The organism is Nocardia brasiliensis NBRC 14402, from assembly GCF_000308475.2.
Classification (GTDB): domain Bacteria; phylum Actinomycetota; class Actinomycetes; order Mycobacteriales; family Mycobacteriaceae; genus Nocardia; species Nocardia brasiliensis.
Window position 1 is genome coordinate 265845 of sequence record NZ_BAFT02000038.1, and the last position, 22471, is coordinate 288315.

The following is a 22471-nucleotide window of genomic DNA, read 5'->3' on the forward strand; positions in this document are numbered from 1 at the left end:
AGCCATGCTGGTCGGCGTCTGCGACTTTCCGGGCAGATACGCCTTCCCACCGACCGGTTACGCCGGGATCGAGCGCTGGCTGTGGGCGGTGGCCGTCGGCGCGCGCCGCGCGGGGGCCGGCGTGCATCTGCTCGGACCCCAGTGGCGCGGCGAGCTGGCCGGGGCATGGACCGTACGGCCGGTGCGGCTGGAAGCGCTGACCGCCGCGGAGCTGGCCGAATTGCGCACTGCCCGCTACGACCTGCTCGTGGCGTGGCACGAATATCCCGCGCTGCCCGCGTGGCGGCAGGCCTGGCAGGCCCTGGACTGCGCGGTGGCGAGTTTCCAGCACGGCACGAACCGGATGCAGCCCGCGGGCACCTTCGACGGTGCATGCGCCCGGTTGTACTGCTACTCAACGGAAATGATGACGCGCTACACCGCGCACCGGCCGCGCGCGGAACTGGCGGTGCATCTCGGCCTCGGCGAGGACGAGCCGCCCGCCACCGACGGCACGGGTCTGGTGTGGGTGGGCCGCATCGTCGCCGACAAGGCCCCGCATCTCGCGGTGCTGGCGGCCCGGCTGCTGGGTCGGCGAATCACCTTGGTGGGCCCGGTCTTCGACGACGACTATGTGCGCGCGCACCGAGATCTGTTCGGCGCGGACCACGTTCGGTTCGCCGGCGAACTCGGCGGTCCCGCGAAGACCGCGGCCTTCCACGGCGGCGAAGTCTTCGTCTACACCTGTGCCAGGGACTACGTCGAAGCGGGCGCCGCGGTGTTCGGCGAGGCGCTGCGGGCGGGCACGCCGGTCGCCGCGCTGGCCTGGCGCGCGGGCACCTGCGCCGAGGCGGCCCTGTGCGCCGCGTCCGGGCGGATCGCCCGGGTCGAACCGGACGCGTCCGACGAGTGCGCCGCGGCCGCGCTGGCCACCGCGATCGAGGCCGCCGCCACGCTGGACGCCGCGGCGGTACAGGCGGTAGGGCTGGCCAGATTCGATCCCGCGCAACACTTCCGGACACTCGCGGGGCTCGCGACATGACCGACGCGTCGATCGGCCGGCTGGTCACCGCGGGTGTCCGCGCCCGGCTGCTCGGTACCGCCTTCGCGGTGGACGACTCGACCGTGGTGACGGCGTTCCACTGTGTCGGCGATCGGCACACCGGCGCGGTCCGATACCCCGAGGCGGCCGTCGATTTCGCGGGCACCCAGGTGCGGGTGCGTTATGCCGCGGGCGATCCGGTCGCCGACTGCGCCGTGCTGCGCTTGGACGAGCCCAGACCCGATGTGCTGAGCCCACTTCCGCTCGCCACCCGGATCACCGCCCGGTTCTGGCGGGCGACCGGGTTTCCGGCAAGCCTGGCCGAGTTGGGACGGATGTCGATCTCCGGGACGATCACCGCGGTGGACGGTCAGCTGCGCGGTGTGCCCGCGGTGCAGCTCTACGCCGAGCAGGCGGTGGGCGGGCTGGCGCTCGGCGGTTTCTCCGGCGCACCGGTATTCGCCGGCAGCGCACCGGGAGTCGTCGGGCTGATCCGCTACAACCCGCCCGCCCCCGACGCGCCGGACCGTGGCATCGGCGGCATCGTCTTCGCCTGCCCCGTCGCCGCGATCACCGCCCTGCTGGACCGGGTCGGCGTGGTGCCGGTCATGGACGCCAGCCAGGTCGCGGTGCCCGGCCTCGCGGTGGGCGCGTCGGCCGCGGGCGGTCAGGCGACGCTGCCGCCCGATCGCGCGGAGTTCACCGGACGGGCGGACGCGACCGAAAAGCTCGTTGCCGCATTGACTTCTGCGGACGGCCCGGCGATCGTGGCCATCCACGGACAACCCGGAGTCGGCAAGTCCGCCCTCGCCGTGCACGTCGCGCATCGGGTGAGCGCCGCGTTCCCCGACGCGCGCCTGCACATCGATCTGCGCGGCGCGGACCAGCGCCCCGTCTCGGTCGCGGACGCGCTGGAACGCCTGCTGATCGCGCTCGGTCTGCCCGCCGACGCGCTGGCCGCGACCCCCGAGGAACGGTCCGCTCAGTACCGGCGTTTACTCGCCGGTCTGCGCGCACTGATCGTGCTCGACAACGCGAGTTCGGCCGCGCAGGTACGGGCCCTGCTGCCGCAAGCGCCCGGGTGCGCCGTGCTGGTGACCGCACGCCGTCCGATGGCCGCGCTCGACCACGCGCTCACCGTCGCGCTGGACGCGCTCACCGCGGACGAATCCGCGGCCCTGCTCACGGCGGTGCTCGACGACGACGCACGCGCCACCGACCGGGACGCGCTCGCCGCGGTCGCCCGGTTGTGCGGCCACCTACCGCTGGCGATTCGAATCGCGGCCGCCCAGTTACGTTCTCGCCCGCACTGGACGATGGCGCACCTGGCCGGGCGGCTGTCCGACGAACGCCGCAGGCTCTCGGTGCTCTCCGTCGACGATCTCGCGGTGCGCACCAGTTTCGACAGCAGCTATCTCGCGCTCGCCCCGGCACTGGCCACCGCCTTCGCGGCGCTCGGCGCGCTGCGCGGTCCGGACTTTCCGGCCTGGACCCTGGCCGCCCTGCTGGACATTCCGCTGTACGAGGCCGAAGACCTGCTCGACGCGCTGGTCGACGCCCAGCTGGTCGCCTTCGCCCGCCGGGACATCACCGGCGGTCACCGGTTTCGCTGCCACGACCTGCTGCGCGTGTACGCGGCGGAGCAGGCGGCCGAACGCTTTTCGAACACCGAGCGGTCGCAGGGTCGCGCCCGCCTCTTCAGCGGCTACCTCATGCTGTTGCTCGACGCGATGGCGGCGCTCGGGCCGGGCAAGGATCTGTTCCTCGCGGAGTCGGTGCCGATTGTGTGGCAACCGCCTCCCGAAATCGTCTCCGCCGCAAGGGAAGCCGGGACCGCCCAGTGGTTCGCGGACGATCGGCCGGGCCTGGTCGCCGCCGCGCGGCAGGCCTACGAGGACGGCCTGTGGCCTTACGTATGGGGCATCGTCGACGTGTTGAACGGACTCTTCGTCGCGCAGCGGCACGGCGCGGAGTCCCGCGAGCTCAAGGATCTCGCACTCGCGGCGAGCCGCGCTGCCGCCGATCCGGTGGCCGAAGCGGGCGTGTTGTATTCCTACACCGGATATTTCATGGGCAAGGGCGCCTACGCCGAGGCGGTCGCGGGGCTGCACGAGGTGATCGAGCGTTATCGTGCACTGGGTATGGCCGACCGCTGGGCACGCACCATGCTGAGCCTGGCCGTGGTCGAGCGCGACCGCGGGCGGCTCGCGGTCTCCGGTCCGCTGCTCGAACAGTGCATCCAACTGTTCAGCGCGGGTGAGGACGAACTGATCCTCGCCTCCACCCGCCAGAACTACGCCGTGGTGCGGCGTGACCAAGGCTACCTGGCCGAGGCCGCGGCCGATCTCGACCGCTGCCTGCCGGTCTTCCTTGCGCACGGGGACAATTCGGCCTGCGGACGCGGCTTGCACAGCCGCGCGGTGCTGCACCTCTACCTCGGTCGCTTCGCCGACGCCGACGCCGACCTCGCCACCGCCCGGCCGCTGTGCGTGCAAGCGGGTGACGCCCGGTGGACCGGCATCGTCGACCTGTTCCGTGCGCGCTTGCTCGGCCGGTACGGCCGCTGGACCGAGCTGCTCGCCGCATTGCCCGCGTGTGAACGGAATTTCGACGACAGCGACGACGATCTGGGCCGTGCGCAGGTGTGGCGCACGTTCGGCGCAGCCCGCCGCGCGCTCGGCGACTATCCCGGCGCGCTGCGCGAATATGCCCGCGCCGCAGCGGTCTACGACGCGACCGGCGAAGACCGGATGAAGGCCAAACTGCACTACGGCACCGCGCTGACCCACCTGCGATCGGGCGACCCGGCGACCGCCCTGACCGGATTCACCACGGCCGACGAGCTTTTCACCGAACTCGATGATCAGCCCTGGTTGCTGCGCACGCGGCGCAGGCTGGTCACCTTGCGGCCGGATCGGCCGGGCGGCTGGCCGGAGGTCCGTTCCCGCGCCGAGCAGTTGATCGACCGAGCCGGGCCGGGCTTCTATCCGGCCTGGTTGCGTCCGATCCTGGACGAGGCGGTCGCGAAGGGGGCCTGAAGTGCGCATTGCCTACGTGTGCCGCGACCTGGGGACGGACTCGACAACCGGGAGCGGCGCACTGGTGCTGGCCGCCGCGACGGCGTTGGCGGCACACGGCCACGAGATCCACCTGGTCAGCGAAAACCTTTCCGCCCCGGTGCGGCATGCGGTGTCCGCGACCGATCGGCTGCGCTGGCAGCCGACCCTGCCCGCGCGGCCCCGGCATCGCTACTTCACCGACGAGCAGTGCTATGCCGACCGGGTGTACGACACACTGCGCCTCGTGCACGAACGGGCACAGCTCGACGTCATAGATCTGGTAGACGCGGGCGGGGCCGCCCTGACCCTGCTGCGGGCCCGGCGGCTGCTCGGCGATTTCGCCGATACCCGCCTGGTGGTGTCGCTGCATCCCTGGGCGACCGCGACCGAAGGGCCGCAGCGGGATCGGCCCGCCACCTTCGCCCGCGAACTCACCGCCTTCGCCGAGCAGTACGCGCGACGGCACGCAGACGCCGTGCTGGCCTGCGGCGACGCTGTGGCGCGCACAGTCGAGTTCCCTACGCGCCGTTACCTTCCCGGGCTGCACCGGCCGGATTCGGTACAGCCCCGCGGAATACTGCCAGAGACCGTCCTGTGGCTGGGTACCCTCTGTCCCGCCGCAGGACTCGATACCGTGCTGCGCGCCGTCGAACTCGCCCACGCGGCACTACCGGCGATCCGAGTGGTCGTCCGCGGCGAGGACACCGCGACCAACCCGGTCGGCCGATCGTATTGGCAGTATGTCCGCCAAGGGCTTTCCGAAGAACTGCGCGAGCTGGTGACCTACGAAGGGCCGCTCGACACCGACCGTCCGCCCCCTGGGTCCCTGTGTGTGGTGGCCGCGGGTACCGCGGGCACACCCACGGAAACGTTGTGGGCCATGGCCTCCGGCTGCCTGGTGCTCGCGCCTGCGGGCAGCGTCGGTGCCGACCTCGTCGGCGACGGCGGTACCGTCGCGCCCGGTGTGGCGGCGATGGCGGCTGCGCTGGTCGCCGGTCTCACTGCGCCGGAAGGCAAGTCGCGGCTACCCACCGCGGTAGGCCACACGCCCGAGCAGGTGGCCGCGAGACTTGCGGCCGTCTACCCGTCGGTTCCGTTGCCGCCGCCCGCCGAACCTCGGGCGGCAGAACTGGTTTCGATCGTGATTCCGGTGCACGACTACGGCCGGTTCCTGCCCGGCGCACTGGAGTCCGTGCGCCGCTGCGGACTTGCCGACCTGGACATCGTGATCGTGGACGACGGATCGACCGATCCCGGGACCGTCGCCCTCCTGGACACGTTGACCGATGTCACGCTCGTCCGGCAGCCCCACCGCGGGCTCTCGGCCGCGCGCAACGCGGGCCTGCGGCACGCCGAAGGCGAGCTGGTCCTGGTATTGGACGCCGACGATCGCATCCGGCCCGGCTTCCTGCCCGCCGCCGTCGCGGCCATGCGCCGCGACGCCACCCTGGGGTTCGTCGGCGGCTACGTGCGCTACTTCGAACTGCTCGAGCTGGTGTACGTCCCCGCGGGCATGCCCACCGACCTCAACCTCGTGCTGCACACCCACCTGAAGTCGATGGTCCTGTATCGCCGGACCGCGGTGGACCGGCTCGGCGGCTACGACGAACAGCTGCCCGCCTTCGAGGACTGGGAGCTCCAATTGCGCCTGGCGCTGGCCGGCTACGACTCCGACGTGCTGCCGATCGTCGGCCAGCTCTATCGGCGCCACGCCGACTCGATGTCGTTCCGGCACAGCAACGGCATGCGCGACGAACTGGTCCAGTATCTGGTCCGCAAGCACGCGGGCGCGCTGGGCCACGCCCGGCTGGTGCGTCTGCTGCTCGTCCTGGTCGACCTGTGGAAGACCGGCTACGAGCCGAGCACCTCGGTGCTGCTGCAGCGTTCCGCGCGGTGCGACCCGGCACTGCCTTTACGATGGAGCGATTGTGGCCAGGAGCGCTGAGGGGAGCGGCGGCGTAGTGCGCGTACTCGCCGTCGACGACGAGAAGCCGGCTCTCGACGAGCTGGTCTATTTGCTGCGCGCCCAGCCGGGCGTCGGCGAGATCCACGCCGCCGCCGACGCGACCACCGCGTTGCGCGTGTTGCGGGCGCATTCGGTGGACGCCGTGTTCCTCGATATCAACATGCCCGGGCTGGACGGCATGGAGCTGGCAGGCATTCTCTCGGAGTTCGCGAACCCGCCCGCGGTGGTCTTCGTGACCGCGCACGACGACCGTGCGGTGGCCGCGTTCGATCTCGGGGCGGTGGACTATCTGCTCAAACCACTGCGGGAGGAGCGGCTCGCCGAGGCGGTGCGCCGGATCGTCAGCGCCCGGGCGACCGCAATACCGGTCGCCGACGCGCCGCGGGCCGACCCGAGCGAAGTGATCCCGGTCGAGCTCGGCGGCGTGACCACGCTGGTGCCCCGGTCCAGCGTGAGCTGGGTGGAGGCGGACGGCGACTACGCCAGGCTGCACACCAGCGGTGGTTCGCATCTGGTCCGGATCCCGTTGTCCGCGTTGGAGTCTCGCTGGCAGGACGCCGGATTCCTACGGGTGCACCGCTCCTACCTGGTGGCCTTGCGATTGGTCACCGGCCTGCGCACCGTCGGCACCGGCACCGTGGTGTGCCTGCGTGCCGAGGGCAGCGCCGGGGCGGTCGAACTACCGGTCAGCCGCAGGCAGGTCCGGGAGCTGAAACAGCGTCTGGTGCGCCGGCCCCGGCAGCAATGGACCGGCCAGTGACCGGGCCGCAGCGCCCGGTCCGGCAGCGCGTCGTGCTGTCGGAACGGCGCGGCGCGCGCCGGGTGCGCACCCGGGTGGAGGTGGCCGAGCAGACCGAGATCGGCGAGGCGCTGATCGGCGGGCTGATCCGCGCCCAGCTCGGGTTGGCGTTGCGGCTCGGACTGGTCACCGTCGTCGTATTGTGCGCGCTGCCGGTGCTTTTCGGGATCGGCCAGGTGGGTTCGGTGGTGGTGCTGGGGATCCGGCTGCCCTGGCTGCTGCTCGGCGTCGCGGTCTATCCGCTGCTGTATCTGATCGGCCGCCTGTACGTCCGCCTCGCCGAACACAACGAGCAGGACTTCCTGGACCTGGCCGAGGACTGATGCACACGGCCGCACCCCTTTCGACCTCCCGCACCCGCTGCGGCCTGCCACAACGGGTGCGCGAGCGCGAAAAGAGTGCGGGCATCGGAGTCCGCCCGTGAACGCGGGCTCGGTGCCGGTACTCACCGTGCTCGCGCTGCTGTTCGCGGCGCTGGCGACGGTCGCGATCGGCGCCTACGGAGTTCGCCTGGCGCGCACCACCTCCGACTTTCTGGTCGCGTCCCGCAGTGTGCGCTCCGGCTGGAACGCCGCCGCGATCTCCGGTGAGTATCTCTCGGCCGCTTCGTTTCTCGGCGTGGCCGGGCTCATCGCGAAGTACGGCGCCGACGCGCTGTGGTACCCCGTGGGTTTCACCGCCGGATATCTGGCCCTGCTGCTGTTCGTCGCCGCGCCGCTGCGCCGCTCGGGCGCGTACACGGTGCCGGATTTCGCCGAATTCCGTTTGGGTTCCTTGCGATTGCGCAGGTTGGCCGCGCTGGTCGTGGTGCTGGTGTGCGGGGTGTATCTGATCCCGCAGTTCCAGGGCGCCGGGTTGACCCTGCACACGCTGCTCGGTTTGCCCGACTGGGTGGGTGCGGCCGCGGTGGGCGCCATCGTGATCGCCAATGTGGCGGGCGGCGGCATGCGATCGATCACGCTGGTGCAGGCCTTCCAGTACTGGCTCAAGCTGACCGCGGTGGCGATCCCGGCCCTGGTGCTACTCGGCCATTTTCTCGGCGAGGATCGGCCGCTCGGCGCGCCCGCTCCCCCGGTGGTGACCGAGCGGACCGTGGTCGATGTGCGCACCGACGTGGTGGTACAGGTCGATGCGACACAACAGGTTTCGATCACCGGGCGGCTCGACGACCGGACGGTGGACGGCGAGGTGGCGCTCGCGCCGGGCGACCCACGAACTGGCGGCGGGCACCGAACTGGTGCTGGCAGCGGGCACCGAGGTGCCCGTGGTGGCCGGTGCGCCCGCGGACGGCGCGGCCTGGCTGGAACCCGGCGGCGGCTTCGGCGGCAAACACCCGACCTACCAGGTCTATTCGCTGATCATCGCGACCTTCCTCGGCACCATGGGATTACCGCACGTGCTGGTGCGGTTCTACACCAACCCGGACGGCCGGGCCGCGCGTGCCACGGCGCTCGCGGTGATCGGCCTGGTCGGCCTGTTCTATCTGTTCCCGATCCTGCTCGGGGTTTTCGCGCGACTGTATGTGCCGCAACTGCTGATCACCGGCACCTCCGACGCCGCGGTGGTGCTGATGCCGAGTTCGGTGGTCGCCGGGCTGCCCGGCCAATTGCTCGCCGCACTGGTGGCCGCCGGCGCCATCGCGGCGTTCCTGTCCACGTCCTCCGGGCTGCTGGTCAGCATCGCGGGCGTGCTCAGCACCGATATGCTGCGCGGGCGGATCCGCGACTTCCGCGCCGCCGCGCTGGTGGCGGGCGTTGTCCCGCTTGCCCTTTCGCTGACCGTGGCGTCCTTGGACCTGTCCCGCACGGTCGGGCTGGCCTTCTCGGTGGCCGCGTCGACGCTGTGCCCGCTGCTGGTGCTCGGTATCTGGTGGCGGGGACTGACCGCGCGCGGCGCCGCGGCCGGGCTGATCGCGGGCGGGCTGGTATCCGGTGGTGCGACCGTGGTTTCGGTGACCGGCGGGCTGTCCGACGACTTCGGCAACGGCTGGCCCGCGGCCCTGCTCGGCTATCCCGCGGCGATCAGCGTCCCGCTGGCGTTCGCGACGATGATGCTGGTCAGCAAGCGGACTCGCGGACCGGGCACGCGGCGGGTGGGGCGGATCTTCGTGCGCATGCACGCGCCCGAACGATTGGGCATGGGCGCCGACCGCGAACGCAGCCTGCGCTCGGACTGAACCGCCGACCGCTCGTCGCGGCCCAGCGACCGCTCACCGCACAATCGGCCGCCTTCCCGGAGTGACCCACACCACATCACCATTTCCGCACGCGGGCCTGGCTACGGTGCAGAGCAAGTAAGCCATGTCACACGCTAGGACCATCATGACCAGTACCGAACTCGACGGCGACGCCGCCCGGCGCACCCCGAGTGCAGCCGAGTTCATCGCAGTGCAGGCCAGCCCGCAGTTCCAAGAGCTACGAATGCGCTTACGCCGCTTCGTGTTTCCGATGACCGCCCTGTTCCTGCTGTGGTACCTCAGCTACGTGTTGCTCGGCGCGTACGCGCACGACTTCATGGCGCACAAGCTCTTCGGCAACATCAATGTCGGATTGCTGCTCGGGCTCGGGCAGTTCGTGTCCACCTTCGTCATCACCGCGCTGTACGTCCGGTTCGCCAACCGGGAACTGGATCCGCGCGCCGAGGCCATCCGTAACCACCTCGAAGGGGACCGGGCGTGAACCACCTCAGCACCTACGCCGCCGCGGCCACCGTCGGCGAGCCCGTGGCGAACATCGCCATCTTCGGCGTGTTCGTCGCGATCACCATGGTTGTGGTGATTCGCGCCAGCCGCAGCAATGCCACCGCCGCCGACTTCTTCACCGGTGGCCGCGGCTTCTCCGGCCCGCAGAACGGCATCGCCATCGCCGGTGACTATCTTTCCGCCGCAAGCTTTCTCGGCATCGCCGGCGCCATCGCGGTGTACGGCTACGACGGCTTCCTGTACTCCATCGGCTTCCTGGTCGCCTGGTTGGTCGCGCTGCTGCTGGTCGCCGAAATGCTGCGGAACACCGGCAAATTCACCATGGCCGATGTGCTCAGCTTCCGGTTGAAGCAGGGTCCGGTGCGCACCGCCGCGGCGTTGACCACGCTGGCGGTCTCGCTGTTCTATCTGCTGGCCCAGATGGCCGGCGCCGGCGGTCTGGTCGCGCTGCTGCTCGACATCTCCGACAAGACCGGGCAATCGGTCGTGATCGCCGTGGTCGGCGTGCTGATGATCGTGTACGTGCTGGTCGGCGGCATGAAGGGCACCACATGGGTGCAGATCATCAAGGCCGTGCTGCTGATCACCGGCGCGGCGCTGATGACGATCATGGTGTTCGCCAAGTTCGGCTTCAACCTGTCCGACATCCTCGGCTCGGCGCAGGAGCACGTCGCCGATTCGACGAACAAGGCCGTGGCCGCCCGGGACGTGCTCGCGCCCGGCGCGCAGTACGGCGGCAGCGCCACCTCGAAACTGAACTTCCTGTCTCTCGGTTTGGCGCTGGTGCTCGGCACCGCGGGTCTGCCGCATGTGCTGATGCGCTTCTACACCGTGCCGACCGCGAAGGAGGCGCGCCGATCAGTCGTGTGGGCGATCGGGCTGATCGGCGCGTTCTACCTGTTCACCCTGGTGCTCGGCTACGGCGCCGCCGCCATCGTCGGCCCGGACCGGATCCTGGCCGCCGCGGGCGGACAGAACTCGGCGGCCCCGCTGCTCGCGTTCGAACTCGGCGGCGTGATCCTGCTCGGCATCATCTCCGCGGTCGCGTTCGCCACCATCCTCGCGGTGGTCGCGGGCCTCACCATCACGGCGGCCACCTCGTTCGCGCACGACATCTACGCCGGCGTCGTCAAGCGCGGCAAGGTCGACGATGCCAAGCAGGTCAAGGTATCCCGGATCACCGCGGTGGTGATCGGCGTGATCGCGATCGGTCTCGGCATCCTGGCGAACGGGCAGAACATCGCCTTCCTGGTGGCGCTGGCGTTCGCGGTGGCGGCCGCGGCGAACCTGCCGACCATCCTGTACTCGCTGTTCTGGCGGCGGTTCAACACCACCGGCGCGCTGTTCAGCATGTACGGCGGCCTGATCTCGACCATCGTGCTGATCGTCTTCTCCCCCGCGGTGTCCGGCAACAAGACCGCGATGCTGCCCGGGTCCGATTTCGACTGGTTCCCGCTGTCCAATCCCGGAATCGTCTCCATCCCCTTGGCTTTCGTGCTCGGCATCGTCGGCACCCTGATCGGCAAGCCCGACGAGGACCCGGCCAAGGCGGCGGAGATGGAGGTCCGCTCGCTGACCGGGGTCGGCGCGGAGAAGGCGGTCGCGCACTGACCGCTGCTCGATCCTCGTTGTCCCCCGTGCTTTCCCGTTAGGAGATATCGCGTTGTCCAGCGCCACCACTGATTCCCGCGACACCACCGGCTACCCGCCCGGCACCGAGTTCGCCGCCCTGGCGAATGCCGATGCGTCCCTGTACAGCTGGGCCGCCGAGGATCGGCAGGCGTTCTGGGCCGAGCAGGCGCGCAAGCTCGACTGGGCGCAGCCGTGGTCGCAGGTGCTGGACTGGAGTGACGCGCCGGTCGCCAAGTGGTTCGTCGGCGGCAAGCTGAACGTCGCCTACAACTGCGTCGACCGGCACGTGCTCGCCGGGTACGGCGACCAGGTCGCCATCCACTGGGAGGGCGAGCCCGGCGACTCCCGCGATATCACCTACGGGGAACTGCGCGACGAAGTATGCAGGGCCGCTAACTATTTCACCGAGCTGGGGCTGCGGGCGGGTGATCGGGTCGCCATCTACATGCCGATGGTGCCCGAGGCCATCGTCTCGATGTTGGCCTGCGCCCGGCTCGGCCTCACCCACTCGGTGGTGTTCGCGGGCTTCTCCCCCACCGCGCTGCGCCAACGCGTCGACGACGCCGAGGCCAGACTGGTCGTCACCACCGACGGGCAATGGCGGCGTGGGACGGCCGCGCCGCTGAAGGCGGCGGTGGACGAGGCGCTCGGCGGGGCGCCCGCCACGGTGGAGCACGTATTGGTGGTGCGGCGCACCGGAATCGAGGTGCCGTGGACCGACGGCCGCGACCTCTGGTGGCACGACACGGTCACCGATGCCTCGCCGGAGCACGAGGCGCAGGCCTTCGACGCCGAGCACCCCCTGTTCATCCTCTACACCTCAGGCACCACCGGAAAACCCAAGGGCATCCTGCACACCAGCGGCGGCTACCTCACCCAGACCGCCTACACCCACCACAACGTCTTCGACCACAAAGCCGGACAAGACATCTACTGGTGCACCGCCGACATCGGCTGGGTCACCGGCCACAGCTACATCGTCTACGGACCACTGGCCAACCGCGCCACTCAGGTCGTCTACGAGGGCACCCCGAACGCGCCCGACGAGCACCGGCATTTCCGGATCATCGAAAAGTACGGCGTCAGCATTTATTACACGGCGCCGACGCTGGTCCGCACCTTCATGAAATGGGGTCGTGAGATCCCCGACGCGCACGACCTGTCCTCACTGCGGCTGCTCGGCAGCGTCGGCGAGCCGATCAACCCGGAAGCGTGGCGCTGGTATCGCGAGGTCATCGGCGGCAATCGCACCCCGATCGTGGACACCTGGTGGCAGACCGAGACCGGTTCGATCATGATCTCGCCGCTGCCCGGTGTCACCGCCGCCAAGCCCGGAGCGGCGATGACACCGCTGCCGGGCATCTCGGCCAAGGTCGTCGATGACGACGGCGTCGAACTCGGCCGCGGCGCAGCCGGATTGCTCGTGCTCGACCAGCCGTGGCCGTCGATGCTGCGCGGCATCTGGGGCGACATGGACCGGTTCCGCGACACCTACTGGGCCCGATTCGCCACCGCCGGTTGGTATTTCGCCGGTGACGGCGCGAAGCTCGACGCCGACGGCGATCTCTGGGTGCTCGGCCGGGTCGACGACGTGATGAACGTGTCCGGGCACCGGATCTCCACCGCCGAGGTGGAATCGGCGCTGGTCGGGCACTCCGGGGTCGCCGAGGCCGCGGTGGTCGGGGCCAGCGACGAGACCACCGGACAGGCCATCGTCGCCTTCGTCATCCTCGCCGCGGGCGCGGCGAACACCGGCGAGACCCTCATCACAGAACTGAAAGCGGCGGTCTCGCACGACATCAGCCCGATCGCCCGACCCCGCGAGATCCACCTCGTGCCGGAGCTCCCGAAGACCCGCAGCGGCAAGATCATGCGCCGGCTGCTGCGTGACGTGGCCGAAGGCCGCGAACTCGGCGACACCTCGACCCTGGTCGACCCCAAGGTCTTCGAGGCCATCGCCCGCGGGTGAACCCGCACCGCGACGGACCCGGCCGACTGACGAGGGGCGGGCCGGGTCCCTCGCGACCAGGATCCGAGGTTTTCGACCCGATCGCTGCGGGGTAACCCGCTGACGGCGGACCCGGTTACCCACCGATGAGGGGGATCGGGTCCGCCCCTGCGTATGCAGCTCAGCTCGGGGGTGTCGGCCCAGTTGCGCACGCCGCCGCGAGCTGCCTGGCCTCGGCCACCGTCAATTTCGCGCCCGCCGTGTGCGCCTCGGTGAACGCGGGCGCACCGAGGGCGGCACGCACGGCCGCGGCAGGCCGCTCGATGTCCGGGCGTTCGGCCGGGAGCAGAGGCATGCCGTTCGCTGCACGGACGGTTTCCGCGGCCCCGAAAAGCTGCGCCGCGGTGTCGAATTCGCCGAGCGCGCCGGCGGCGGCCGCGAGACCGGCCAGCGCGAAGGCGGTGTCGCGCGGCGCTTCGATGCGCTGGGCGCCGTCGAGGGCGTCGAGGTGCATGGCGAGGGCCGCGGCGAACTCGCCACGTTCCTCGTGCAGGTAGCCGAGTTCGACCTGCAACATGGGCAGGAACAGCGGCGTCTCCTCGCCTTCCGTCGGCGTCATGGCCAGCAGCTCGCGCAGCATGCGTTCGGCCACTTCGGATTCCCCGACCCGGCGCGCGGTGAACGCCAGCACGATCGAGGCGAACACCCGGCTCGGGCCGTAACCGTGCTCGGCGGCCAGCCGCAACGCCTGCTCGCCCATGCCGCGGGCGCGCTCGAATTCGGTGTGCTGCATGGCGATCCAGCCGAGCCAGCACAGATGGGTGCACACCTGACCCCACAGCTCCAGCTCCTGCGCCAAACCCAAAGCCTCGGTGTGGATGTCGGCGGCGCCGGCCAGGTCGCCGGTCAATTCGGCCAGACCACCGAGCCATTCGGCGGCCTGGAGCCTGCCCCAGCGATCATCGATCTCGGCGAACAGGCGCGCCGCCGAGCGCGCGTGGTGCGCCAGCGCCGTCAGATCCGCGCGGCTGTGCGCGGCCTGCGCCAGCGCCACATGCCCGGTGGCCACGCCCCATCGATCGCCGAGCCGCTCGCAGACCGGAAGTGCCCGGCGCACCAGGCCTTCCAGCTCGGGCAGGTCGCCCGAATCGAGGGCGGAGACGGCGAGGAACAGTTCGGCCCTGGCCCGCCCCGCCGGGTCGTCGATGGTGTCGAACACCGCGAACACCTCGGCCCGCTTGGCCGCGCCGCCGGTGAATTCCGCCTGCTGAAAGGCGAATCCGGCCCGCCAGGCCAGCGCGGGCGCGCGCTGTTCGGGTGCGCCGCCTAGCGCCAGCGCGGCCTCGAACCAGCGCCGCGCCTCGGCCAGCCGGCCGCGCAGGAACCAGTACCAGGCGAGCGCGTTCACCAACCGCAATGCGTGCTCGGCCGCGCCCGCGCGCAGGTAACCATCCAGTACCACCCGCAGATTCGCCACCTCGGCGTCCAACCGCAGCAGCCACCGGCGTTGGTCGGCGCCGGTCAACTCGGGGGCCGCCCGCTCGGCCAGTTCCAGGTAGTACCGGTGGTGCGCCTCGAAGGCCGTATCGAACTCCTTCGCTTCGGCCAAGCGATCCATGCTGAACGCGGCCACCGACTCGAGCAGTCGGTACCGCCGGCCGACGGCTTGCACCAGCGATCGATCCACCAGTCGCCCTACCACGTCGGCGACCGTCGACGGATCGAGCACGATACCGGGGCCGGACGCGGTCGCGCTGTTGCCGGATAGCGGTCCGGCAGGCGGGTCGCCGAGCGATTCCCCTGTGGCGCAGACGATCTCGGCCGCCTCCAGGGTGCAACCGCCCGCGTGGACGGCCAGGCGGCGCAGCACCGTCTGCTCCGTCTCGTCCAGCAGCCCCCAGCTCCAGTCGATCATCGCGGTCAGCGTCTGCTGGCGCGGCGGCGCACCACGGTGACCGGTGGCCAGCAGGCGGAAGCGGTCGTCGAGCCGGGCGACCATCTCGTGCACGCCGAGCGCGCGGACCCGGGTCGCCGCCAGTTCCAGGGCGAGCGGGATGCCGTCGAGTCGGCGGCAGAGGGTGGCGACCGCGGCCGCGGTGTCCGCGTCCAGCACGAAATTACGGTCGCTCGCCCGCGCACGGGTCACGAAAAGCTGGACCGCACCGGCATTTTCGAGGGCGGCCAGGTCGGTGTCGGAACTCGGCACAGCGAGCGGTTCGACCGTGACGACCTCTTCGCCGGGCAGACGCAGCTGCTCCTGACTCGTCGCCAGGATGTGCAGGTTCGGCGCGGCGCCGAGCAGCAGTTCCGCCAGCTCGGCGGCGTAATCGACGACATGCTCACAGTTGTCGAGAACGAGCAGCAGTTCCTGCTCGGCCAGCGCGGCGCGGACCAACTCGACGGGATCGCCGCCGTCGTCGGTACGGATGTCGAGCACCTGCGCGACCGCGTCGACGAGGAAACAGGGGCCGTCGGCGGCGGTGGGTTGCAGCGGCGCCAATTCGACCAGCCAGGTGCCCTGCGCGAAACGGTCGGTGAGCGCGGCGGCCGCGGCCAGGGCCAGCCGGGTCTTGCCGACACCGCCCGGACCGGTCAGCGTGACCAGCCTGGCCTCGTCCACCGCGCGCCGCACCTCGGCGAGATCGCTTGCCCGTCCGATGAGTTCGGTGCGCTGGGCGGGGATGTTCGAGGTGCGCCGCCGCAGCACCGGCGCCGGCGGCGCGGCGGTGAGCAGCAGATCCTGGCCCAGGATCGAGCCGTGCAGCGCGACCAGCTCCGGGCTGGGGTCCAGACCCAGTTCGTCGGCGAGCTGCCTGCGCAGATCCGCGTAGCTGTCCAGCGCTTCGGCCTGCCTGCCCGCGCCGTAGAGCGCCTTCAGCTGTGCCGCGCGAAGACGTTCCCGCAGTGGGTATTCGGCGACGATGGCGGCGAGCTCCCCTGCGACGTCCCGGTATTCGCCGAGAGCCAGCCGCGCCTCGGCCAGTTCCTCCACCGCGACCAGGCGCTGCTCGGTCAGCTGCGCGATGGCGGGCTGGGCGAATGTGGCGTCCCGGAAGTCGGCGAACGCGGGGCCGCGCCACAACGCGAGCGCCTCGGCGAGGGTGCGCGCCCGCTCGCGCAGTTCGGTGGACGCCCGCGCGGTTGCCACCAACTCACGAAAACGCAACGCGTCCACCGCCGTGGTGGCGAGCCGGTAGCCGGGTGGCGGCGAGACCACCAGCTCGCGGGCGCCGGACTCGGCGTCCTCCAGCGCCCGGCGCAACTGCGAGGCCTTCGCAGCGAGGGTGCCCGCCGGGTTGCCGGGCGGATCGTCGGCCCAGATGTCGTCGATCAAACGGTCACTCGATACCGGTTGCCCCGGCTGCACCAGCAGGTCGGCCAGCAACGCCCGCACCTTTGTCCCAGGAATCGGCACGACGGTGCCGCCGTCCGTCCAGACCGTCAACGGACCGAGCACACCAAACCGCATACGGGCAGCTTAACCATGCCCTCGAGCGGCGGAATCGCACCGTAAACAAACCGGAAGGCAGGCCGCGCAGAGTTGGTGACAACGCAGGACGAACACCCCACAGAAAAGAGCTTCCGATGAAAATCACCACCGTCTTCGCCGCCACCGCCCTCGCCGCCACCGCGCTGCTGACCGGTTGCACGACCACCGACCAGCCCGAGAAGTCCACGCCCGGCGCCTACGCCGACGTCAACGGCCTGCACATGTACTACGAGGTGCACGGCGCCCCGACCGACCAGCCGCCGCTGGTGCTGCTGCACGGCGCGCTCTCGGGCATCGACACCGACTTCGGCCAGCTGATCCCCGAACTGTCCAAGACCCGCCAGGTCATCGCGGTGGAACAGCAGGCGCACGGCCGCACCGCCGATATCGATCGCCTGCTGCGGACCCCGCAGATGGCGGCCGACACCGTGGCGCTACTGAAGCAGATCGGCGTGCAGCGGGCGGACATTCTCGGCTACAGCATGGGTGCCGGTGTGGCACTGGAGATCACGCTGAAGAATCCGGAGTTGGTGCGCAAGCAGATCCTGGCGGCGGGGTCGCTGGGTGCGGGCGGCATGCATCCCGGACTGCTCGAAGGGCTCGCCGACCTGAAGCCCGAGATGCTGCACGGTTCACCGTTCCACGAGGACTACCTGAAGAACGCGCCGCGCCCCGAGGACTTCCCGAAGCTGGTCGAGCGGGTGCGCGAGCAGGACATGAACGGCATCCCGGAGGTCGCGCCCGACGACGCCCGCAAGATCAAGGCGCCGACTCTGACCGTGATCGGCGATTCCGATATCGTCCGGCCCGAGCACGCGGTCGAGATGTTCCGGCTCTTCGGCGGCGGCATCATGGGCGACACCCCGGCCGGGCTGCCGAACGCACAGCTGGCCATCCTGCCCGGCACCACGCACGTCACGCTGGTGCACCGGCCCGACCTGCTGCTGCCGATAATCCCGGCCTTCCTCGACGCCCCCGTCAAGGACACGCTGTGACACAGCAGCGCGGGAGCGACCCGGACCGGTTGCGGGTGGTGCTGATCCAGAGCAGCACCCGCACCGGGCGGTTCGGGCCGACCGTGGCCGACTGGTTCGCCCGGCAGCTGCGCCGCCGCGACCTGCAGGTGGATCGGCTCGACCTCGCGACGGCCGGGCTCCCCGACCAGCTGGCCGGCCACGACGAACCGGCGCCGATCACGGTGCGGCAGTTCGGCGATCGGCTCGCCGCCGCCGACGCGTTCGTCGTGGTCACCCCCGAATACAACCGCAGCTTCCCCGCCGCCCTGAAGAACGCGATCGACTGGTTCGACACCGAATGGGCCGCCAAGCCGGTCACCGTCGTCGGCTACGGCACCGACTCCGACGGTGGGCACGCCGCCACCCAGCTCCGCCAGATCTTCGGCGAACTCAACGCCGTCCCCATCCGCCGCACCCTCACCATCACCAAAGCCTGGCAACGCTTCGCCCCCAACGGTTCCTGGCCCCGCCGCGACCCCGACCTGGAAGCCGCCACCACCGCCACCGTCGACCAACTCCTCTGGTGGGCCACCGCCCTCCGCACCGCCCGCACCACCGCCCCCTTCATCCCCTGACCCAGCACCATTCAGATGTATTGCTGGACAGGCGATCACCAGGTATTGGTGGCGGCATCGTTCGAGTAGCTGCCGCCACCATTACCTGGTGATCATCTGTCCAGTGGCGTCGCCTGCTCGCCCGCGGCGAACTTCGCGCTGGTCCGCCTACCTTCGCGCGCGATGCTCGGTTCGCTCGCTACGGGGGCGCCGGGCGTTTGCACGAGCGAACGCACGCTGGAGGGAGCATGTCGGGCGGGGTTGAACCGGTGGGGTGGGTGGGCCGTAGATAGGGGAAGCGGTGCGCGTGGTCTGGCGGCCGTGTTTCGAGGAGATCTTATGAGACGTCTCGGGCCTTGGCTCACCCTGGCGGCGGTGGCGGTGCTCGGCATCGCGCTGGTTGTTGTCAATATGTCGAAAGAGAGCGAACCCGCTGCGGCGGAAAAGAATACGGCGGTGGGGCCGACGAGTGCGGTTGTCCCGGTAACGCCGCCCACCGATGTGGCTGTGCCGGTGCAGTTTCCGGCGAAAGCGGACTATGTGGGCACCGTTGCACCGGCGACGGGTGCGCCGATCACGCTGTCGATCACCGTCGAAGGGGGTAAGGCGATCGCCTATGCCTGCGACGGGGCTTCGGTCGAGTCCTGGTTGCAGGGCATTGCCGTGGACGGAACGCTGAAGCTGACCGGTAGGAACGAGGCCAGGCTGGACGGGCGCTACGACGGCAAGACCGTCACCGGCACGCTCACCCTCGGCGCGCGGAAGTGGGAATTCGGCACTGCGGCAGTGCAATCGCCCGCCGGACTCTATGTCTACACCGAGGGCGGCGTGCGGCAGAGCTGGATCGTCGACGGCAACGGCGCGGTCACCGGCGTCCAGCGGGCCGCCGATGGCAGCACCTCGCCCGCCCCTGGCCTGGCCGCGGACGCGACCGCGATCGTCGACGGCAAGAAAATCATTGCGAACAAGGTGAGCGGTGGCGACAGTGTCGGCTGAGCGCGAGACCGCATCCCCCGGACGGTCGCAATCCGGTACGGCGGCCCTCGCCGTCGCACTGCTGATCGGTGCCGCGGTGGCGGTGTTGCTCGGCGTGTACGGGAAAACGCATGAACCGTCGGCTTTCTCGGTCAATGTCGCCGGCTTCTCCGGTCCGCAAGCGGTGAAGACTTGGCTGGCCACCCTCGCTTTCGTGCTCGCGCTCGGCCAGTTCGGTTCGGCGCTGGCGATGTACGGCAAGCTGCCTGGGCGGACGCCGTCGTGGATCGGGTCCGCGCACGTGTGGTCGGGCAGGCTGGCCGTGCTGGTGAGTGTGCCGGTCGCGGTGCACTGTCTGTACGCCTTGGGTTTTCAGCACTACGACGCCCGGGTGCTCTGGCATTCGCTGCTCGGCTGCTTCTTCTATGGCGCGTTCGTCGCCAAGATGCTGTTGCTCACTCGAAAGGGGTTGCCCGGCTGGGTGATTCCGGCGGCGGGTGGGCTGGTGCTGACCGGGCTCACCGGACTCTGGCTCACCTCGTCGCTGTGGTTCTTCCAGCACAACGGCCTCACCTTCTGATCGGAGATCGACCCCATGACGCACGACGAAACGCTGCTCACTCGCCGCACCGTGGTCGCGGCGAGCACCGTTGCCGCCGCCGCGGCACTCACCGCGTGCACCACCTACGGCAAGGAAGACGCTGCGCCCGCGCCGAAACCGGTGCAGGCCGAGCCGCCCGGCAACGCGGCTGTCGAGGCGATCGCCAAGACAGCCGATATCCCGGTCGGCGGCGGGGTGATCGTCGGCGACACCGTGATCACCCAGCCGAGCGCGGGATCGTTCGTCGGCCTGTCCGCGGTGTGCACGCACGCGGGCTGCAAGGTCGCGACCGTCTCCGGCGGCACCATCAATTGCGCCTGCCACGGCAGCAGATACGCGCTGGACGGCACGGTGGCCGGCGGCCCGGCCCCGCGACCATTGGCCGCGAAAACTATTCGGGTGGTGGGTGATTCGGTGGTGCCGGGCTAGCCGAACTGCTCGGCCATCCGGCGGTCCATCTCCTCCGGTGAAACGTCCTCGACATGCGTGGCCACCGTCCACCGGTGACCCCACGGGTCTTCGAAGGCCCCGCTGCGGTCGCCGTAGAACTGCGTGGTCATCGGCGTCAGCTCGCGCGCGCCCGCACCGATGGCCGCGGCGAAGGCGGCGTCCGCGTCCTCGACATAGACGTAGAGGTTCACCGGCGTGCCGCCGACCCGCTTCGGGTCCCGGAAGTCGAGTTCTTCGGCCGGGTCACCGACCATCACCAGCGAATTGCCGAACATCAGCTCGCAGTGCGCGACCTTGCCGTCCGGCCCCGACATGCGCATCCGCTCCGATGCGCCGAAAACGTGCTTGTAGAAATCGATCGCGGCGGCCGCACCGTCGATCGCTAGCCCCGGCGAGACCACCGGGTATCCCTCGGGAACAGGTTTGACCTCGGACATGGCAACCTCCGGCTGAGGCGAACTGGCTGTTCCCCCGAGCCTATGCCCGGATACCGCGCGAGCAGGGCCGATCCCGTCGAATCAAGGGCCGGGGACACCCTGGAGTTTGCGCACCTGCGCCGCGGTGAGTTCGCTGAGCACCCGTTCGTCCACCGCTTCCGGCGCGGTCACCGCGATCTGCGCCAACGTGGCCCCGACCTGCACGATCGCCACCGCGGAATGCAAGGTGAGCCCTTCGCTGCTGGTCCGCACCTGGAAGGCGGTGGCGGCGTCACCGGCGCGGGGCGGGGTGAGGCCGCCGACGCGGTAGTCGATCGGGATATCGGTGGCGTCGGCGCCGGAGTAGTGGACGCACTGCCGCAGCGTCGCCTGCACCTGCGCGAACGCGGGCGCGACCGCGTCGTTCCGATAGCTGGCCGCGTCGATATCGATGCTGGAGAAGTTCGGCCCCGCGTACTGGATCGCGGCCTGCGCGAGCGCGCCCGGCCGCTGCTCCCCCAGTGGCGTGAGCACCTTCGCGCAGTCGGCCGGATCGGTCGGGGTGGTCTGCGCGCCGGTCGGCGCGTCGGCCCGCGGGGGCAACGCGGTGAAATCGCGGGGCAGATCGGTGCCGGTGAGCAGCTGCCGATAGAGCCGATCGGCGTCGGTGGCCGGTGGACTCTGTACCGGCGCGGCGGTCGCGGCCGGGCCGAGCGGCGGCAGATCCGGTCCAGCCGGCGGCGCGGACGAGGACGAGGACCCGCACGCGGAGACGAACGCGGTGGTCGCCGCGGCCAGCATCAGGCCGCGGCCACGGGTCATTCCGTCCACGACACCTGCGTGTCGATCGTCTGCTGCAGCACGCTTTCGCTGCGCGGATCGTGATAGGCCTGGTGCCCGCCGACCGTGATCGACCCGGCCACCGGCAGCGGCAAGCCGAGATCGACGGTGATGGTGCCGGTGCCCTGCATGACGTAGTCCTGGATGTCGAGCTTGCCCGCGTCGTTGGGCAGGTTCCACACCTTCGACTTCGGCTGCTGGGTGACGTCCAATTCGATGGTCAGCCGGTCGCCTTCGCGTTTGGTCAGCGTGGCGGTGGTGATCTGTTCGAGGATGACCCCACCGGTCACCTCTTGGCGCACCGTCCACACCGCACCCTCACCGACCGGCTGATCGGGGAACGCGATCGAACGGTAGACCGCTTGATAGAAGGCCTGTTCCAGCGCGGCCCTGGCCGGGTTCGAGGTTTCCGGCGCGGGCTCGAGCCGCAGCGCGGTGATCGCGCCGAGATCGCTCAGATCGAAACCGGCGTGCGACCCGTCGGTCTTCGTCAACGCCTTGGCCAGCGTCGGATCGGGGGTGGTGACGGCGCCGAGCGTGAGATCGATGCCGTCCGCGTCGGTTTTCGCGGTCATCGGGATCGACAACGCGGGCGTGGAGAAGTCCCGCGCGTCCTGATCGTTGATCTGTTGCTCGATCCGGTGCGAGGTATGCAGTGTCACCTGCTGCACGGTGCCCGCCGGATAGTCGGGACGCAGCAGCGAGCGCGGCTCCGCGCCGGGCGACACGACGGTGGTGATCGCGGCCGGAATGGGCACGGTCACTTCTTTTCCGTAGCCGAGCGGCTCGGTGCTGTCGGCCTCCGAGCGCGACTGAGCCCCGTCGCTGCAGCCGGTTCCGAACGTGGTCAGGCCGACCGCGAGCACTATGAGCAGCACACCCGAGCGCGCACGCCTGGGAATGTGGGGGGAAGACAACACCGTCACGAGCATCAGGGTACGACCGCTTCCTGAGTGTCAGCTGGGACTTGCGGGTGACCACCGCACAAGGTGTCGCGTCGCTC

17 protein-coding genes and 1 pseudogene are annotated in these 22471 nt (G+C 70.2%); 14 read left to right on the forward strand and 4 right to left on the reverse strand.

The window, feature by feature from the left end; translation table 11 throughout:
• The first annotated feature begins 4 nt into the window (after positions 1–4).
• The 9 genes and pseudogenes from TY25_RS12735 to acs all read left to right on the forward strand — a co-directional run bounded on the left by TY25_RS12735 (position 5) and on the right by acs (position 13147).
• Positions 5–1021, forward strand: a complete 1017-nt coding sequence (locus tag TY25_RS12735) for a glycosyltransferase family protein (protein WP_042256107.1) — start codon at positions 5–7, stop codon at positions 1019–1021.
• Positions 1018–4059, forward strand: a complete 3042-nt coding sequence (locus TY25_RS40475) for a trypsin-like peptidase domain-containing protein (protein WP_052382945.1) — start codon at positions 1018–1020, stop codon at positions 4057–4059. The genes TY25_RS12735 and TY25_RS40475 overlap by 4 nt, the downstream gene beginning before the upstream one ends.
• A 1-nt stretch (position 4060) precedes the next feature.
• On the forward strand, positions 4061–6025 hold the full coding sequence (locus TY25_RS12745; protein WP_042256108.1) for a glycosyltransferase: 1965 nt from the start codon (positions 4061–4063) through the stop codon (positions 6023–6025).
• Entirely contained in the window at positions 6009–6806 is a 798-nt protein-coding gene (locus tag TY25_RS12750; RefSeq protein WP_042256109.1) for a LytR/AlgR family response regulator transcription factor, read from the forward strand. Before TY25_RS12745 ends, TY25_RS12750 begins: the two co-directional genes overlap by 17 nt.
• Entirely contained in the window at positions 6791–7168 is a 378-nt protein-coding gene (locus TY25_RS12755) for a hypothetical protein (protein ID WP_029892252.1), read from the forward strand. The genes TY25_RS12750 and TY25_RS12755 overlap by 16 nt, the downstream gene beginning before the upstream one ends.
• Positions 7169–7265: 97 nt before the next feature.
• Positions 7266–9021, forward strand: a pseudogene (locus TY25_RS12760) (sodium/solute symporter).
• Between the two features lie 145 nt (positions 9022–9166).
• Positions 9167–9523 carry a DUF485 domain-containing protein gene (locus TY25_RS12765; protein ID WP_029892250.1) on the forward strand — a complete coding sequence of 119 codons (357 nt, stop codon included), beginning with the start codon at positions 9167–9169 and terminating at the stop codon, positions 9521–9523.
• Positions 9520–11157 carry a monocarboxylic acid transporter gene (locus TY25_RS12770; protein WP_042256110.1) on the forward strand — a complete coding sequence of 546 codons (1638 nt, stop codon included), beginning with the start codon at positions 9520–9522 and terminating at the stop codon, positions 11155–11157. The genes TY25_RS12765 and TY25_RS12770 overlap by 4 nt, the downstream gene beginning before the upstream one ends.
• Before the next feature lie 52 nt (positions 11158–11209).
• Positions 11210–13147 carry an acetate--CoA ligase gene (acs, locus tag TY25_RS12775; protein ID WP_042256111.1) on the forward strand — a complete coding sequence of 646 codons (1938 nt, stop codon included), beginning with the start codon at positions 11210–11212 and terminating at the stop codon, positions 13145–13147.
• 160 nt (positions 13148–13307) lie between these two features.
• Here acs and TY25_RS12780 read toward each other — a convergent pair whose 3' ends face one another.
• Positions 13308–16595: an AfsR/SARP family transcriptional regulator gene (locus tag TY25_RS12780; RefSeq protein WP_042256112.1), complete on the reverse strand. Its 3288-nt coding sequence runs from the start codon at positions 16593–16595 to the stop codon at positions 13308–13310.
• Positions 16596–16711: 116 nt separating this feature from the next.
• Here TY25_RS12780 and TY25_RS12785 point away from each other — a divergent pair, with 116 nt between their 5' ends.
• The 5 genes from TY25_RS12785 to TY25_RS12805 all read left to right on the forward strand — a co-directional run bounded on the left by TY25_RS12785 (position 16712) and on the right by TY25_RS12805 (position 20191).
• Complete coding sequence (locus TY25_RS12785; RefSeq protein WP_042256113.1) at positions 16712–17611, forward strand: alpha/beta fold hydrolase; 900 nt, start codon at positions 16712–16714, stop codon at positions 17609–17611.
• Positions 17608–18207 carry an NADPH-dependent FMN reductase gene (locus tag TY25_RS12790; RefSeq protein WP_042256114.1) on the forward strand — a complete coding sequence of 200 codons (600 nt, stop codon included), beginning with the start codon at positions 17608–17610 and terminating at the stop codon, positions 18205–18207. The genes TY25_RS12785 and TY25_RS12790 overlap by 4 nt, the downstream gene beginning before the upstream one ends.
• Before the next feature lie 354 nt (positions 18208–18561).
• The gene (locus TY25_RS12795) at positions 18562–19182 is read left to right on the forward strand and encodes a hypothetical protein (RefSeq protein ID WP_342448141.1); all 621 of its coding nucleotides are present in this window, start codon (positions 18562–18564) and stop codon (positions 19180–19182) included.
• Positions 19172–19741 carry a DUF6529 family protein gene (locus tag TY25_RS12800; RefSeq protein ID WP_042256116.1) on the forward strand — a complete coding sequence of 190 codons (570 nt, stop codon included), beginning with the start codon at positions 19172–19174 and terminating at the stop codon, positions 19739–19741. Before TY25_RS12795 ends, TY25_RS12800 begins: the two co-directional genes overlap by 11 nt.
• A 15-nt stretch (positions 19742–19756) precedes the next feature.
• Positions 19757–20191 carry a QcrA and Rieske domain-containing protein gene (locus TY25_RS12805; protein ID WP_042256117.1) on the forward strand — a complete coding sequence of 145 codons (435 nt, stop codon included), beginning with the start codon at positions 19757–19759 and terminating at the stop codon, positions 20189–20191.
• On the opposite strand, the gene TY25_RS12810 is transcribed toward TY25_RS12805, so the two are convergent.
• The 3 genes from TY25_RS12810 to TY25_RS12820 form a co-directional block, all read right to left on the reverse strand.
• Positions 20188–20649: a VOC family protein gene (locus tag TY25_RS12810; protein ID WP_042256118.1), complete on the reverse strand. Its 462-nt coding sequence runs from the start codon at positions 20647–20649 to the stop codon at positions 20188–20190. The genes TY25_RS12805 and TY25_RS12810 overlap by 4 nt on opposite strands.
• A gap of 81 nt (positions 20650–20730) precedes the next feature.
• The gene (locus tag TY25_RS12815; RefSeq protein ID WP_042256119.1) at positions 20731–21450 is read right to left on the reverse strand and encodes a hypothetical protein; all 720 of its coding nucleotides are present in this window, start codon (positions 21448–21450) and stop codon (positions 20731–20733) included.
• Complete coding sequence (locus TY25_RS12820; protein WP_014983187.1) at positions 21447–22400, reverse strand: hypothetical protein; 954 nt, start codon at positions 22398–22400, stop codon at positions 21447–21449. The genes TY25_RS12815 and TY25_RS12820 overlap by 4 nt, the downstream gene beginning before the upstream one ends.
• Positions 22401–22471: the final 71 nt, after the last annotated feature.